Origin of the sequence: Pseudomonas sp. HR96, from assembly GCF_034059295.1 — a bacterium.
In the GTDB taxonomy this organism is placed as follows: domain Bacteria; phylum Pseudomonadota; class Gammaproteobacteria; order Pseudomonadales; family Pseudomonadaceae; genus Aquipseudomonas.
The window spans coordinates 2545320-2560705 of the sequence record NZ_CP139141.1; the positions used below are offsets into that span (position 1 = coordinate 2545320).

The 15386-nt window shown below is 66.8% G+C and carries 5 protein-coding genes; 1 reads left to right on the forward strand and 4 read right to left on the reverse strand.

What is annotated here, in order from left to right:
* Positions 1-66: 66 nt before the first annotated feature.
* The 4 genes from SFA35_RS11750 to SFA35_RS11765 form a co-directional block, all read right to left on the reverse strand.
* Complete coding sequence (locus SFA35_RS11750) at positions 67-6180, reverse strand: autotransporter domain-containing protein (RefSeq protein ID WP_320578509.1); 6114 nt, start codon at positions 6178-6180, stop codon at positions 67-69.
* A 357-nt stretch (positions 6181-6537) separates the two neighbouring features.
* Positions 6538-7389, reverse strand: a complete 852-nt coding sequence (locus SFA35_RS11755; RefSeq protein WP_320578511.1) for an alpha/beta hydrolase — start codon at positions 7387-7389, stop codon at positions 6538-6540.
* Positions 7386-10310, reverse strand: a complete 2925-nt coding sequence (locus SFA35_RS11760; protein ID WP_320578513.1) for a sulfotransferase — start codon at positions 10308-10310, stop codon at positions 7386-7388. Before SFA35_RS11760 ends, SFA35_RS11755 begins: the two co-directional genes overlap by 4 nt.
* Before the next feature lie 101 nt (positions 10311-10411).
* Positions 10412-14692 carry a PAS domain S-box protein gene (locus SFA35_RS11765; RefSeq protein ID WP_320578515.1) on the reverse strand — a complete coding sequence of 1427 codons (4281 nt, stop codon included), beginning with the start codon at positions 14690-14692 and terminating at the stop codon, positions 10412-10414.
* A gap of 315 nt (positions 14693-15007) precedes the next feature.
* On the opposite strand from SFA35_RS11765, the gene SFA35_RS11770 reads away from it, so the two are divergent.
* Positions 15008-15376, forward strand: coding sequence for a c-type cytochrome (locus tag SFA35_RS11770; RefSeq protein WP_320578518.1), 369 nt, complete (start codon positions 15008-15010; stop codon positions 15374-15376).
* Positions 15377-15386 lie beyond the last annotated feature (10 nt).

Below are 15386 nucleotides of genomic sequence, written 5' to 3' on the forward strand. Positions count from 1 at the left end.
TTTGCCCCCTCCCACCGGTGGCTGCTCCTGCGCCGAGTCAACCCCATCCGGCCTGGCCGCACAGCATCAGAAAGGCATCTTCAACTTCAACGACACCGTCTGGTTGGTGAAGTCGGTGCGCGCTTCGGCGTCGTAGTTCACCGACAGCTCCGTGCCATTGGCGGCAATCTTGGTCGTCAGGCCGACGCCACCGCGCGCCAGCCACGGGCTGGAGCTCTGCCCCACGGTGTTGAAGGTCTGCCCAGGGGCGCCGGCATAGGCCGAGGTCAGCATCGAGTCGTCGTGGATCACGTCGTAGCCCACCCCGAGGTTGCCGGTCACTTGCGTGCCCGGGACGATTTCGTGGCTGAGCTTGCCGTCCACGCCAAGAATCAGCTGGTCGGTCTGGTGCTTGTCGACGTCCAGCAGCAGCGGTTGCAGCGCCGCATTGCCTTTCTCGTGGTAGCTGTCGTCCTTCATCCAGGTGTAGTCGGCGCGCACCGACGGGATGAAGCGCGTGGTCGGGTTCAGGTCGAAGGCCTTGGCCAGGGCGACACCTGCGGTGAAGCTGCGGCTGTCGTAGTCGGCCTTGGCCTTGCCGCCGATGCCGTTGAGGCTGATGTTGCGCTCGCCGTCGTTGCGGTTCTGGCCCACGCCTGCGTGGAAGCTCAGCTCGGTGTCCGGCGCCAGGGTGTAGCTGCCGTAGCCCATCAGCTGGTACAGGTCGACCTTGGCGCTCTGCGCGGCGACGTCGGCCTTGCTGTTGGTGTCGGCGTTGGCGTAGGAGAACGACACGCCCAGGCGAGTCAGCTCGTTGACCGGTGCGTCCACGCCGAACGCCATGCCGTACACCGAAGCGTCGTAGCCTGGGGTGTTGCCGTGCTGGCTCTGGTTGATCCACGAGCCGAACGGCTTCATCCACAGGTTCTTGTCGCCGTAGAACCCGTCACCAGAGGCCAGACCTGTGTTGGCGTCGATGCGCGACTGGATCACGTCGGTGATGGTCGACAGCGTCGACTGGCTGACCTGGCTGGCGGCCACGGCGTTGGACGGCAGGGTCTGCGAGACCGCGCTGGCAACGCCGGCACCGCTGGTGGCGCCGACGAAGAACGGCGTCAGGCTGCTGTTGCTGGCGATGGCGCTGTCGAGCACGCGGGCGGCGCTGAGGTTGGTGCTGGCGCCGCTGCTCTGCAGGGCCTGGGTCACGGCGCTGGTGGACTTGGGCGAGGCGACCAGGTCGACGCTGTTGCCGTCCTTGACGCCGCTGAAGTTGTACAGCGCCGAATTGCTGGTCACCGCGTAGGTGCCGTTGGAGTTCAGGGTGCCGGCGCTGAGCACGTTGTTCAGGGTGGCGCCGTTGAACGACTGGCCGCTGTCGACCACGTCGACATTGAATTTGGCCTGGTCCGGCAGGGTGGCGGTGCCGGTGACGTTGAGCTTGCCGAAGGTGGTGGCGTTGACCGCCTGGGTGCTCAAGGTGCCGTTGGCGTCCTGGATGTAGTTGCCGGCGATGGTGCCGGTGGCGTTGGAGGCCAGGGTCAGGGTGCCGTAGTTGGTGAAGTCGGCGACGGTGAACAGGTTGCCGGCGTTCATGGTGTAGGCGGCGCCTTCGGCGATGCTCACGTGAGCTTCAGGGGCGGACACTTCGCCGCTGAACACGGCGGTGTCGCTGCCGGCGATCATCAGCTGGGTCACGCTGCCGTTCTCCGACAACAGCGAGAAGCGGCCGCCGCTGATGGTGCCGCTGTTGATGACCAAACCGTTGATGGTGCTGTTGGCAATGTCCAGACCAATGGCGCCGCCGCTGATGGTGCCGCTGTTGATGACGCTGCCCACGGTGCTGCCGGTGATGGCGTTGCTGTCCTGGGAGACGATGCTGCCGCTGTTGTTGATGCCCCCGCTCAGCACGCTGTTGCTGACGCTCAGGGCGCTGTTGCGCGCGGAGATCGAACCGCTGTTGACCAGCATGCCGCCCACGGTGCTGCTGTTGACGATCAGGCCCTGGAGTGCGCCGCTGATGCTGCCGCTGTTTTTGAAGGCGCCGGTGATCTGGCTGCCTTCGATGTCCAGGCCGTTGCCGCGGCTGTTGATGATGCCGCTGTTGCTGAAGCTGCCCAGGCTGCTGGTGCTCACCGCGTTGCTGCCGAGGCTGTCGCTCAGCGTGCCACTGTTGCTGATGCCGCCGGTGATGGTGCTGTCGCTCAGGCTCAGGCCACGGGTGCCGCCGCTGACCAGGCCACTGTTGTTCAGCTGGCCGGCAACGCTAGTGCCCTGCAGGACAAGGGCGGTGTCGCCGCTGATGACGCCGGTGTTGACGATGTCGCCGCTGATCGTGCTGTTGCTGGCCAGCAATCCGCCGCCGACGCCGGTCAGCGTGCCGCCGAGGTTGCTGATGCCGCCACTGCCGATGCTCGAGTCGTAGATGCCGATGGCCGGCCCTGCCGTAGTGCTGACGCCGTCGCCAGTGTTGGTGATGGTGCCGCTGTTGACGATGGCGTTGGCACTGGAGCCATTGGCCAGCCAGACCGCGCCCAGGTAGTTGGCGCTGATCAGGCCGCTGTTGGTCAGGGTGCCGCCAACACTGCTGTGATCCAGTTGCAGGCCGGTGATGGTGCCGCTGTTGTTCAGGTCATGGGTGATCTGCGAACTCTGGATGTCGTAGCCGTCGCCGATGCCGCGGATGTAGCCGCTGTTGACGAAGCTGCCCAGGGTGCTGTTGAGGATGGTCCCCGAACCCATGTAAGTGTTCAGGGTACCGGTATTGGTGATACCGCCATCGATGCTACTGTTGATCACGCTCAGCGAACTATTCTCGGTCCCGATCGAGGCGCCGTTGAGCAATTGGCCTGTGATCGAACTGCCGGTGATGAGCATGCCGCCGCGACCGGTGATGGTGCTGCCGGACTCGTTGATCAGATTGCCTTGCAGCCGGCTGTTGGTCAGCGCCACGCCGACATTGGAACCGCCAATGGCGCCCGAGTTGTCGATGTTGCCGATCACAGTGGACTGTTGCAGGTTCAGGCCGATGCGGCCCTGCACAGACCCCCGGTTGATCAGGTTGCCGGTCAGCACACTATTGCTCAGGGCCAGCCCGTCATTGCCCGTGGTGGTGAAGTTGGTGCTGTAGATCAGCTTGCCGGCGTTGTAGATGTCGCCATTGACCCGGCTGTTGCTGATCTCCAGCACACCGGCCGTGCCGCTCAGGTCCGCGCTGTTGCGAATGCCGCCGCTGCCGATCACCGAGTCGCTGATGCTGATGGCCGCCCCGAAGCCGTTGGTCATTTGTGCGCTGTTGACGATGCCGCCCACGCTGGACTGGCCAGCGACGTTGATCACCGCAGGGCCATAACTGCTCAGGCTGGTGCCGGAAATCGCCAGGGTGCCGCCGATGGTGCTGCCGGACAGGCTGACGGCGCTGCCGTTGGCGGCGATCAGACCGCTGCTGACGACGTCGCCAGTCACGGTGGAGTTGGACAGCAGTACCCCCGTGTTGCCCGTGAGGGTGCCGGTGTTGCGGATGCCAGCATTGCCGATGACCGAATCGTAGACCCCGATGGCCGGGCCGGGCAGGCCGTTGGCGCCATTGTTGGTCAGGCTGCCGGAGTTGACGATGCCGGCAATGGTGGAATGCCCCTCGATGTCCAGCGGGCCATGGTAGTTGAGCGTCATGGTGCCGCTGTTCTGCAGGGTGCCGCCGATGGTGCTGGCGCTGATGTAGAGGCCGCCCATGGTGCCGGCATTGACCACGTCGCCTGTGACCCGATCGGCGTTCAGGTAGAGCGACGGGCCCTGGCCAAAGATGCTGCCGCTGTTGACGAAACTGCCCAGGGTGCTGTTGGCAATGATGCTGGAACTTTCGTTCGAGCGCAGGGTGCCGGCGTTGGTGATGCCACCTGTGACCACGCTGTCGTTGACCGCCAGGCTGCTGAACTTGGTCGAGGCATTGCCGTTGTTGTCCAGCTGGCCACCGATGGTGCTGTTGTTCAGGTTGATGCCATAGCGGCCGCCCACGCTGCTGCCGATCTCGTTGGTCAGGTTGCCGGTCACCAGGCTGTCGACCAGATTGATGCCGGTGCCGAAGGCACCATTGGCAGCCCCCGAGTTGTCGATATTGCCGATCACCGTCGACTGCTCCAGCGACAGCGCATTGAAGCCTGAGAGCACGCCGCTGTTGATGATGTCGCCGTTGAGCGTACTGCCCTTGAGGCCCAGCCCGTCCACGGTGGCGGTCACGAAATTCTGGGTGGTGACCATGCTGCCCGAGTTGTTGATATTGCCATTGACCAGGCTGTTGCTGATCAGCACGCCGCCGTCGGTGCCACTCAGGCTGCCGCTGTTGGTGATGCCGCCGCTCTGGATCGCCGAGTGGTCGAGGTCGATGGCCACGCCGTTCTTGCCTACGTTGCCGGTGTTGATCAGGCCTTTGCCGATGGAGGAGCCGCCGCTGATGTACAGCCCGCCCGTCATCGTACCGCTGTTGTTGAACTGGCCGCCGATGCTGCTGCCGGTCATCACCAGCGCGGCACCGCCGGTGTTGATCGAACCGGTATTGATCAGGTCCTTGGCGATGCTGGAGTTGCTCAGGCTGATGCCCATCGAGGCGCTGGTGTTGCCGTCGTTGACCAGGCTGCCACCCAGGTTGCTGCGGTCGAGGCTGACGGCGAAGTAAAGCGCGCCGATGCTGCCCTTGTTGATCAGGTCGCCGCGCGTGTCGGTCTGGGTCAGCACCAGGCCGTTGGCGTTGTTGCTCTGGATGCTGCCGGTGTTGAGGATGTCGCCATCGAGCGAGCTGCGGTTGAGCTGCAGGCCGCTGGTGAAGCCGGCGATGCTGCCGCCGTTGACGATGTCGCCGCGCAACACGTCGGTGGTCAGCAGCAGGCCGGTGCCATTGCTCGAGGAGATCACCCCGGTGTTGGTCAGCGAACCTTTCAGGCTGCTGCTGTACAGGTGCATGCCCTGGTCGGCGCCGGTGATGGTGCCGCTGTTGACGATGTTGCGCCCCAGCACCGAGCCACCGATGTGCGCGCCGGCGCCGCCGGCCGTGCCGCCGGCGATGGTGCCGGAGTTGTCGATGTCCTTGGCCACGCTGGACAGCTGCACGTCCAGGCCGTTGCCGATGTTCGGGTTGGGCGCGCCTTGCCAGTTGGGCGCCAGGATGCCCAAGGTGCCGGTGTTGGTGATGCCGCCGCCGAGGTGGGCCTGGGTGACCTGCACGGCGAAGTCGCGGCCGGTGATGCTGCCGCTGTTGCGCAGAGTGGTGAGGCTGCTGCCGTCGGCGATCTTCAGGCCGGTGCTGCCGTCGATGCGGCCACTGTTGTTGACGTTGCCGCTGACCTGGGTGTTGTCCAGCAGGACTGCGGTCTGCTGCGCCCACAGGCTGCCACTGGTGGTGACCGAGCCGCCGACGCTGTCGTTGGTGAGGGTCAGGGCATTCTTGCCGCCCGCCGCGCTGCCTTGCACGCTGACACTGCCGCCGACCTGGCTGCCGTCAACAATGATGGCGTAGTCGCTGCTGTTGATGTTGCCGCTGTCCAGCACGCTGCCTTTGATGGTCGAGGCTTGCACGTTGAGGCCGGTGTTGGCGGAAATGGCGTTGCGGTTGTCGAGGTTGCCGGCCAGCACCGAGCCCAGCACGGAGATGCCGTTGCCGGTGCTGGCGATGCTGCCCAGGTTGCGGATGTAGCCATCGAGGCTGGAGTTCTGCAGGCGGATGCCGTCGCCACCAGTGCTGGCGGTGAGCCGGCCGCCGGCGGCATTGAGCACCGAGCCACTGGCCGAAGTGCCGTCTATCAGCACGGCCGAGCTGCCGTTGCCACCGCTGAGCAGGCCGGCGTTGCGGATCAACACGCTGTTGTTGACCACACCGGTGGTCGGCACGCTGGCGGCGGCGCCCAGCAGCACGCCAGGGCCGTTGGCGACGATCGAGCCGTTGGAGGTGACATTGACCGTGCCGCCGCTGGCCAGGGTGCAGGTAATAGTGCGGGCGCCATTGATGGTGCTGGCTCCACCGCTGGCGCAACTGCCGGCCGCCATGGCCGCGCCGGGCAGCAGGCCAGTGAGGCCAACGCCCAGGCCCAGCGCGATGGCGCTGGCCAGCAGCTTGCGCCCGGAGGTGGGTTTGCCACGCGACTTGGCGTTTTCATGGGTCACCACGAATGCACCTTGGGCGTCGCTCCAGACAACACGGTGGGCTTTGTTCATGCAGCGACATCCTTGTGCGGTGGGAGTTTATTAAGAAGGTTTCATACTGGACACATTCATATCCGTGCCCGTGACGAATGTCAAAGTCCTGACAGAAATATTTTGAAATGAGGCGACGGACGTGATAATGGCGGAATACTGGCGTTTTCGCCGTATGGCTCGGGCTAGAGCGGGCCGATAAGGATAGAGATGAATGAGTATGTGGCAGAATTTCGGCGGATTGGCCGATTTAGGCAGATCTGGCGTCAAATAAATGTTGGCTTGGCGGGGGCTGGCCGGGCCTTGCTCGGCGATTCAGCCCCCGGGCCGTCCCATAGGGGGGCAGGGTCCGGGCGGGCGTGCACCCAGCGACCGATTTCAGGGCGCGCGGGCGTCCTGGACTTCGTGCAATACCGGCTCGACCAACCCGGCCCAGTCCCGGGCCCAGCAACACTGGTGCTGAAAACCGTCGACCACCACCACCTTGGCCCGGGGCAGGCCGTCGGCAAAACCCTGGGCCAGCTCAGCGGGCATGTTGCTGTCGCGCCCGCCGACAAAATGCCATTGCGCCAGCGCAGCCAGGCGGCTGCGCTGGGCCATGGGGTCGAGGGAGCCGGCCAATGGTGTAACCCGATGGATACGCGTCCAGCCTGCCGGGTCGAGGTTGCCGGCCACCGTCACCAGGGCGGCGATATCGCTGCGCCGCTCGGCCAGCAGGGCCGCCACCGCACCGCCGCCGGAATAGCCGACCAGCACCAGGCGGCGGGCGCCGGCGCGGGCCTTGAGTTGGTCGACGGCCTGGTTGCTGGCGTCGATCACCGCTGGCGAGAAACGCTGGACGGTCCAGTCGGCCTGGTTGCAGCGTGGGTCCTGGCGGCCGCTGTACTGGCATGGCCGGGCCAGGTAGGCCACCGCGCCGCGCGGCTGCGCCACGGCCAGGCGCAGGCCCACTGGGTCGAGCGGCGTGGGGTCGTCGGAGGCAGTCGAGGAGGAGAGCCAGGCCAGGCCGTCACCTTCGATGTAGACCGTCAGCAGCCCGTCGCCAGCGGCGGCTTGTGCAGGTCCGGCCCAGGCGGCGAGGGTAAAACTGCCGGTGCGCAACTCCAGGGCCTGCCACTGGGCGGCCGCGGTCAGGCCGCTGGCGGTCTGTTCGCGGCTGGCATGGGGCGGTACCCCGGCGCACGCGGCCAGTAGGGCGAGGCCCCAGGCCAGGCTCAGGCGGGCGTTCATGGGCGCACCGCCGGCGGCGTCGCCAGGGCGGCCGGCAAGGCCTGACAGACCTGCTCGATGACGCCCGGCCAGGCGCCAAAGGTGGCCTGGCGAAAGATCCGCAGGCGCGGGTACCAGGGGCTGTCGAGGCGGTCCTTGAGCCAGCGCCATTCGTTGTCGAAGCGGTCGAGCATCCACACCGGCACGTCGAGGCCACCGGCCAGGTGCACCAGCACCGAGTCCACGGAGATCACCAGGTCGAGGTTGGCCACCAGCGCGGCGGTGGTGGCGAAGTCGCCCAGGTCGCCGGTCCAGTCCAGCCAGTCGACCTCGGGCCCGGGGCGCGAGGCTTGCACCCCGGCGGGCCATTTCTGCAGATTGACCCAGCTCACGCGTCCGGCAGCGGCTTCGAACAGCGGCTGCAGGTGGGCGAAATCCAGGCTGCGCCGCTGGTTGTAGCGATAGTCGGCGCGCCCGGCCCAGGCCAGGCCGATGCGCAGGCGCCCAGGCGCGGCGGCCTGCAGCCGGGACCGCCAATACTCGGCCGCAGGCTGCGGCACTTTCAGGTACGGCAGCTGTGCCGGCACGCTGTCCACGCGGGTGGCGAAGGCCCCCGGCAACGACATCAGCGGGCACTGCCAATCCCAGCCCTCGAAGTGCTCGGGCAGGCCGTGGAAGATCACCACCTGCTCGCCGAAGGAGTCCTGCATCAGGCGCAGCACCGGGGTCGAGCAGGCCAGGCCGACCCGCGCGAAGCGCGTCACCAGCAGGTTCAGGTAACGCGCGAACTGAAAGGTATCGCCAAAGCCCTGCTCGATGATCACCAGCAGGCTCTGCCCGCTGGCCGGCTGGCCGTGCCATTGCGGCAAGGGGCAATCGGGGCGCTTGAAGGTCTCGAGCGAGGCTTCGGCAGAGCCGGTCCAGCGCGCCTCGTAGTTGGCCCAGCCGGCCTGCCAGTCGCCCAGTTTGAGTTGCGCCAGGCCCAGGTTGAGCCGCGCCATGGCCAAGTGCGGGTCCAGCGCCAGGGCCTGGGCGAAGCAGTCGCGCGCCGCTTCGGTACGGCCCAGGTCCTGCAGGGCGAAGCCCTTGCTGTTATGCACGCTGGCGGCCTGGGGCAGCAGGGCAAGGGTTTGCTCGAAGAGGGCCAGTGCCTGCTCGAAGCGGCCCTGGTGGTAGAGCGCGATACCGGCCTGGTGCAGGCTGTCGGCCTGCGCCAGCTGCATGGCCTGCAGCAGCTGCGGTTCGTCGTCGCGGCTGTCGCGCCAGGCCTTGACCTGCTGATACAGCGGCCACAGGTGGCGGGCGAAATGTTTCCAGCGCGCCACCGAGCTGCTGTACAACGGACGGCGGACCTGGGCCACGCTGGCGGTCTTGACCGGCCGCGGGTTGCGATGAAACTCCAGGCAGCGGGGGTCCCAGGGCAGGCCGACGAATTGCAGTACGCGCCGGGCCTGGCCCTCGGGGTCGGCGATCAGCGCCTCATAGTCCAGGTCAAGGAAGGTGCCGGCCGGCAGCACCTGCTGCCAGTGCTCCATCAGTTGCCGGTAGCGCACGTAGTAGCGGCCCAGCGCCTGCTGGTCGTAGGCAAAGTCCATGGTCTCGCCGAACAGCCGCGCATAGCAGGAAAAGCACGAGTCCATGGGGTCGCGGCGGGCATGGATGATGCGCGCGCCGGGCAGGGCCAGGTGCAGCAGGCCCAGATAGAAGAAATTGGCCGGCATCTTGTCGGTGATCAAGGCGCTGTCCGGCGCCAGTTGCCACACCTCGCGCAGGTAGGCCTGGCCAATGTCGCGTATCTGGTCTTCGTCCAGGCCCGTGGCGCCCTCCGGGTAGCCTGGCGCGCCGCAGCCGGCGGTGATGACCGTGCCCAGCGTCGGCAGCTCGCCGGCGCCATGCACCTGGGCATGGCTGCAGAGGATCTGCTCGAGCAGCGTGGTGCCGGAGCGCGGCATGCCAACGATGAACACCGGGCGCCGCTGCGGGTCGACAGCGCCTTGCCAGTGCGCGCGGGCGGCGAAGAAGTCGGCGTCGAAAGTGGCGATGATGCGTTGCTGCAATGCCTGGGCCGCGCTGTCGTCGTAGCCATGGGCGGCGTACTGCAAGCGGTTGCCTTCGTCATAGGCGGCGAACGCCGCGTCATAGGCGCCGGCATCGTCCAGCGCCTTGCCCAGGGCGAAGCTGTAGCGCACGCGGGTCTCGTAGGGCCATTGTTCGCGCCCGGCGTGCAGGCCTTGCAGCAGGGCCAGATGCGGGTCGTCCGGGCGGTAGGTGTGCAACGACGAGTAGTTGTAGTGGGCGGCGACGAAATCGCCCTGGGTGGCGATTGCCGCTTCGAAGCAGGCACGGGCCTCGTCCAGACGGCCTTGCTCGGCGTACAGCGCACCGAGGTTGTTCTGCGCCTGGGCATGGCGCGGGTCCAGGCTGATGGCCTGCCGATAGGCGACCTGCGCCGCCTCGCGGTCGCCCGGCGCGTTGCGCAGCTCGAGCAGCGAACCGAGGTTGTTCCATGCCGCCCCGTAGCCTGGCGCCAGCGCCAGGGCGCGGCGATAGGCCGGCTCGGCGCGCGGGTGATCGCCTTGTTCGGCGCACGCCAAACCCAGGTTGTACCAGGCCAGCGGGTCGTCGGGCAGCAGTTCGCAGGCCTGGGTGGCAGCTTGCGCCGCGCCGGCCAGCTGCCCCTGGCGCCGACGGATTTCGCCCAGGTTGCGCCAGTACAGGCCTTCGTCGGGGCCGTGCGCCAGGGCCTGCTCGATCAGCTCGCCAGCCAGCGGCAACTGCTGCGCGGCGACCGCCAGCAGCCCCAGCGCGTGCCAGGCCGGGTGAAAGTCGGGCTCCAGGGCCAGCAGTTGCCGATAGGCCTGCTCGGCCCGCTGCGCCTGGCCGTCGTGTTCCAGTTGCCGGGCTTGTTGCCAGAGTTGCTGCACCTGAAGGGATGGGCTCATTGGGTATTCTTGTTGGACGAAGGTGGGGGGATTCTATAGGCAGGCGCGCGGTGTATGGCAAGCCAGATGTGCGAGGGGGCAGAACCTGTGCGCCTGCGGGCTTATGGCGACAACGGCGCGAACACCAGCGCCAGCTGGTGCAGCTCGCGCAGGCTGTCGTCGCAGAGCAGGTGGATGATCGGCAGGTCGATCAGGTTGTCCATCGGTTCGGCATTGGACTGCACGCGGATCTGCGGCTCGAGGTGGCCCGCCAGGTTGGCCAGGGCCTGCGCGCCCATGGTGCCGGCGCAGCCTTTGATCGAGTGCAGCACGTCGCCGGCTTCGCGGCGGTTGGTCGTGCCCACGGCTTGCTCCAGGCGCGTCAGCAGATGGCCCATTTCCACCTCGAAATGGCCCAGGGCGCCACGAAACAGCTGACCGTCGCCGCCAAAGCGGTCGATGATGGTCGCCACCGGTTGCAGCGGCGGCTCGCCCGGCGCAGTGGAAGGGGTAAGCAGGGCGAGCAGGAAGCGGCGCAGCACCTCGACCACATGATTGATGTCGATGGGCTTGCCGATGTGGTCGTCCATGCCCGCCGCCAGGCAGGCATCGCGGTCGGCCTGGGAGGCGTTGGCGGTCATGGCGATGATCGGCAGGTGGGCAAAGCGCGGGTTGGCGCGCAGGCGGCGGGTGACTTCGAGGCCGTCCAGGTCAGGCATCTGCACGTCCATCAGCACCAGGTCGTAGAGTGGGCTGGCGGCGTCGAGCATGGCCAGCGCCTGCACGCCGCCTTCGGCCAGCTCGATCCCGGCGCCTTCGCGGCGCAGCAGCTCCAGCGCGACGAAGCGGTTCAGGGCGTTGTCTTCGACCACCAGCAGACGCACGCCCTCCAGGCGCGCCACTGGCGCCGGCGGCGTCTGCAGCTCGGGCAGGGCGGCCGGGTCGGCTTTCAGCGCCTTGAGGATGGCGTCGTGCAGCTGGCGCGGTGTGGCCGGTTTGGTGATCAGCTCGACGAAGGGCGGGTCGCCGGCTTCGCGGGCATCGGCCAACACTTCGCGGCCATAGGCGGTGACCATGATGACCACTGGCGCCGCAAAGCCGACGCAGCGCTCGTGGATCGATCGGGCGCTGCTCAGGCCGTCACTGCCGGGCATTTTCCAGTCCATCAGCACCACGTCGTAGGCCTTGCCGGCGTGGTAGGCACCCACCACCTGGGTGGCCGCGTCGCCGCCGTCGGGCAGGTAGTCGGCCTGCCAGCCCAGCGCCTGCAAGGTACGCTGCAGGATATGCCCGGCCTCGCGGTTGTCGTCCACCACCAGCAGCTTGACCTGCCGCGGGCTGTGGCTGGGCAGGCTGGGGGCGTGGCTGCCGGCGCCGACGCCCAGGGTGATGTCGAACCAGAAACGGCTGCCGACCCCGGGCGTGCTTTGCACCTCCAGGTCGCTGCCCATCAGGTTGAGCAGGCGCCGGCTGATCACCAGGCCCAGGCCGGTACCGCCGAAGCGTCGCGAGGTGGAAGGCTCAGCCTGATTGAACCCTTCGAAGATCCGTTCCAATTGGCTGGGGTCGATGCCGATGCCGGTGTCGGTGACCGCCACGCGCAGCTGCACCTCGTGCTCGAGGTGCTCGAGCAGCTGCACGCTGACCACCACGTGGCCCTGCTGGGTGAATTTCAGCGCATTGCCGCCCAGGTTGATGAGGATCTGCTGCAGGCGCAGGCTGTCGCCCACCAGCAAGGCCGGCACCTGGGGATCGATGTCGAAGGCGACCTCGACCACCGCGTTGACCTCGTTGCCGGCCATGACCACGGCGAGGTCCTGCATCAGGCTTTCGAGCTCGAACGTATGGGCGTCGATCTGCATCTTGCCGGCTTCGATCTTCGAGTAGTCGAGGATGTCATTGAGCAGGCCCAGCAGCGAGCGCGCCGCCGATTGCGCCTTGCCCACGTAGTCCTGCTGGCGAGGGTTGAGCGGGGTGTTGTTGATCAGCTGGAGCATGCCCAGCACGGCGTTCATCGGCGTGCGGATCTCGTGGCTCATGTTGGCCAGGAAGTACGACTTGGCGGCGCTGGCCGCGTCGGCCTGCTCCTTGGCGTACAGCAGGCCGGCCTCCAGGGCATGGCGGGCGGTGATATCGCGGTTGATGCCGGTCAGGCGCAGCGGTCTGCCCTGGGCATCGCGTTCGATGCGCGCCGCCGACTGGATGTAGGTGATGCTGCCGTCGTTGCGCAGGATGCGGTAGACGGTCTCGTAATTCCCGCTGCCTTCGATCGCCGCCGCCAGCCGCGCCGCCACGGCCTCGGCGTCTTCGGGGTGCAGGCGCGAGTACCAGTAGGCATAGCTGAGGTCGGCGTCGGTGATCGGCGGGTCGAGCTCGTAGAGCTCGTTCATGCGCTCGCTCCAGTGCACCGTGTTGTCGACCATGTTGATGGTCCAGATGCCCAGCTCGGCGATGTCCGTGGCCATCACCAGGTGGTCGCGCAGGGTCACCAGTTCGTTGTGCTGGTGCTGCAGCTGCTCGACGCTGGCGGCCAGCTCGCGCTCGGCGGTGCGCCGCTCGGTGATGTCGACGGCGATGCCCAGGTAGCCGATCAGCGCGCCGTGGTCGTCGCGCATGCTGGTGATCACCAGCGACACCGGTACCTGGCTGGCGTCCTTGCGCAGGTAGGTCCACTCGCGGGTGTCCGAGCCCTGCACTTCGGCCTGGTGCACCAGTGCGCGAAAGCCGTGGATGGGCATGCCATAGAGCTGCGAGAGCTCGTCGCCACGGGCCTGCACCTCGTCGTGCAGGTGGATGATGGCCGGGGTACTGTGGCCGATCAGCTCATGGGCCGAGTAGCCGAGCAGGTACTCGGCGCCGCGGTTGAAGATGGTGATGATGCCGTGCAGGTCGGTGGCGATGATCGACACTTCCGACGAGGAGCGAAAGACGTTGGCGAACAGCACATTGAGCCGGGTCAGTTCCTCGGTGCGTTGCCCGACCAGCTCCTCGAGGTGGCTGTTGAGCTCGCGCAGGCGGACATCGGCGGCCTTCTGCGCGCTGATGTCGCGCATGCTCTTGGAGGCGCCGATGACCCGTCCGGCGGGGTCGCGCACCGGCGACACGGAGATCGACACGTCGATCTCGTGGCCGTCGCGATGGCGCCGGCGGGTTTCCAGCATCTGCACCGATTCGCCACGTTGCACGGTGGCGAGCATGGCGCGCTCCTCGGCCTTGTAGCGATCGGGCACCAGCAGCTGCGAAACCGACTGGCCGATCGCTTCCTCGGCGCTGTAGCCCAGCAACTGCCGGGCGCCGCCGTTCCACGAAGTGATATGGCCGTCCAGCGACTTGGTGATGATGGCGTCGGTCGAGCTTTCGACGATTGCCGCCATCAATCCCTGCGCCGCCAGGGCCTGCTGGCGCCGCAGCCGACCCATCTGCGAGGCCATCAGCAGGGCGCTCAGCATGACACTGAGCAAGGCGCCCAGGCCCAGTACCGGGTAGGGCGAAAGCAGGTGCAGGCCGCGCACGAATTCGCGGTTGACGCTTATCTCCACCTGCCAGCGCCGGCCGAATACCGGCTGCTCGACACTGGCGCTGGCGACGGCCTCGAAACCTTCGGTGTTGCCGTGCAGCAGCGGCTGGTTGTCGGGGTTGGTGACGTCGCGCAGGTGCACACGATGACTGGCGTCGTCCAGTTGCAGGCTGCCGATGACTTCTTCCATCACCAGCGGCGCGTAGGCCCAGCCAACGCCCTCGGCCAACCGCTGCTCGCGGCTGGCCGGCGCGGTGCTGCCACGGTAAACCGGCAGCAGCACCAGGTAGGACTGCTCGGTATGGCCCTGGGTCTGCATCAGGGTGATCGGCGCGGTCAGGCGCACCTCGTTGTTGGCCATGGCCGCCAGCGCCGCCTCGCGGCGGTAGGGCTCCGAAGCGATGTCGTAGCCGATGGCCGACTGGTTGGACTCGCCCGGCTCGATAAACTCGATGATGAAGCGCTCGCCGGCGTGCGGGGCAATCTGCTTGAGGGTGAAGTCGGTCTGGCCGCTGGCGCGGACCCGCTGCACGTAGGCATCGAGTTGCCCTTGCGGCACCCGGCGCACGAAGCCGAAACCACGAGCCCCGGGAAACTCGGTGGCAAAGTCGCGGCTCTGGCTGTAGCGGCGAAAGATGTCGCGGGTCACCTGCTGTTCACCGGCGGTCAGCACCGCGCCGCGCGCACCCAGCAGGCCGTACTGGTAGAGATGCAGGCGCGTGGCGATCTCCTGGGCCGCTTGCTGCGCAGAGGCCGTGACGGCCTGGCGCGTGTACTCGCGGTTGGAATAGCCCACCAGGCTGGCGACCAGCGCACTGACCGCCAACCCCCCCGCCAGCGCCAGAAGGCCCCAGCGGGTCAGCCCTGTATCGCCCCTTTTGCTCACCGGCAACCTCGCGACTTCCGCTTCTGCGACACCTGATCCTTGGATTGTGCCTCGCTGCCCCAAGCGTAGCGGATCCCTGCTGGAGCTGCCCGGGTGAAAAATCTTTTACTGCAAGCCGTGCCTAGACGTGAGCCAATGCCACGGCAAACGAGAAGACAATGGTGCACACTATTATCAGGTTGATATTCATCAGGTTTCCTTTCCCAAGGCCAGTCGATGGATGCCATCCTGCCCGCTTGCTGCACCAATGAATAATTCCGAATGGCGATTTGAATGATCAATCGAATTGATGATGGGTCTATGGGGAAGTTCAGAATGAATGCCTGGCCGTTGTTCCTGCTGCTGGCAGCGCTGCCGACACTGGCTCGCGCCGATGGCGATGCGGCGGCCGGCCAGGTGGTTTTCGAGAAGACCTGCAAGGGTTGCCACACCATTGGTCGAGCTGCCCAGCATGCGTTCGGCCCCGAGCTCAATGGCCTGATCGGGCGCAAGGCCGGCACCACGGCTGGCTACAAGTATTCAGACGAAATGCAGGCGTCGGGCATCGTCTGGTCGGACACCAGCCTGGCCGCCTTCGTTGCGGCGCCGACCGACGTGGTGCCGGGCACGCGCATGCACTTCTGGGGGTTGTCCGACCCGCAGAAGGTCGCCGATTTGCTGGCCTGGCTAAAGGCGAATCCCTGAGCAGACGACC

Coding starts and splice junctions, on each gene's coding strand:
- SFA35_RS11750 (WP_320578509.1), bottom strand. CDS start 6,180: ATGAACAAAGCCCACCGTGTTGTCTGGAGCGACGCCCAAGGTGCATTC.
- SFA35_RS11755 (WP_320578511.1), bottom strand. CDS start 7,389: ATGAACGCCCGCCTGAGCCTGGCCTGGGGCCTCGCCCTACTGGCCGCG.
- SFA35_RS11760 (WP_320578513.1), bottom strand. CDS start 10,310: ATGAGCCCATCCCTTCAGGTGCAGCAACTCTGGCAACAAGCCCGGCAA.
- SFA35_RS11770 (WP_320578518.1), top strand. CDS start 15,008: ATGAATGCCTGGCCGTTGTTCCTGCTGCTGGCAGCGCTGCCGACACTG.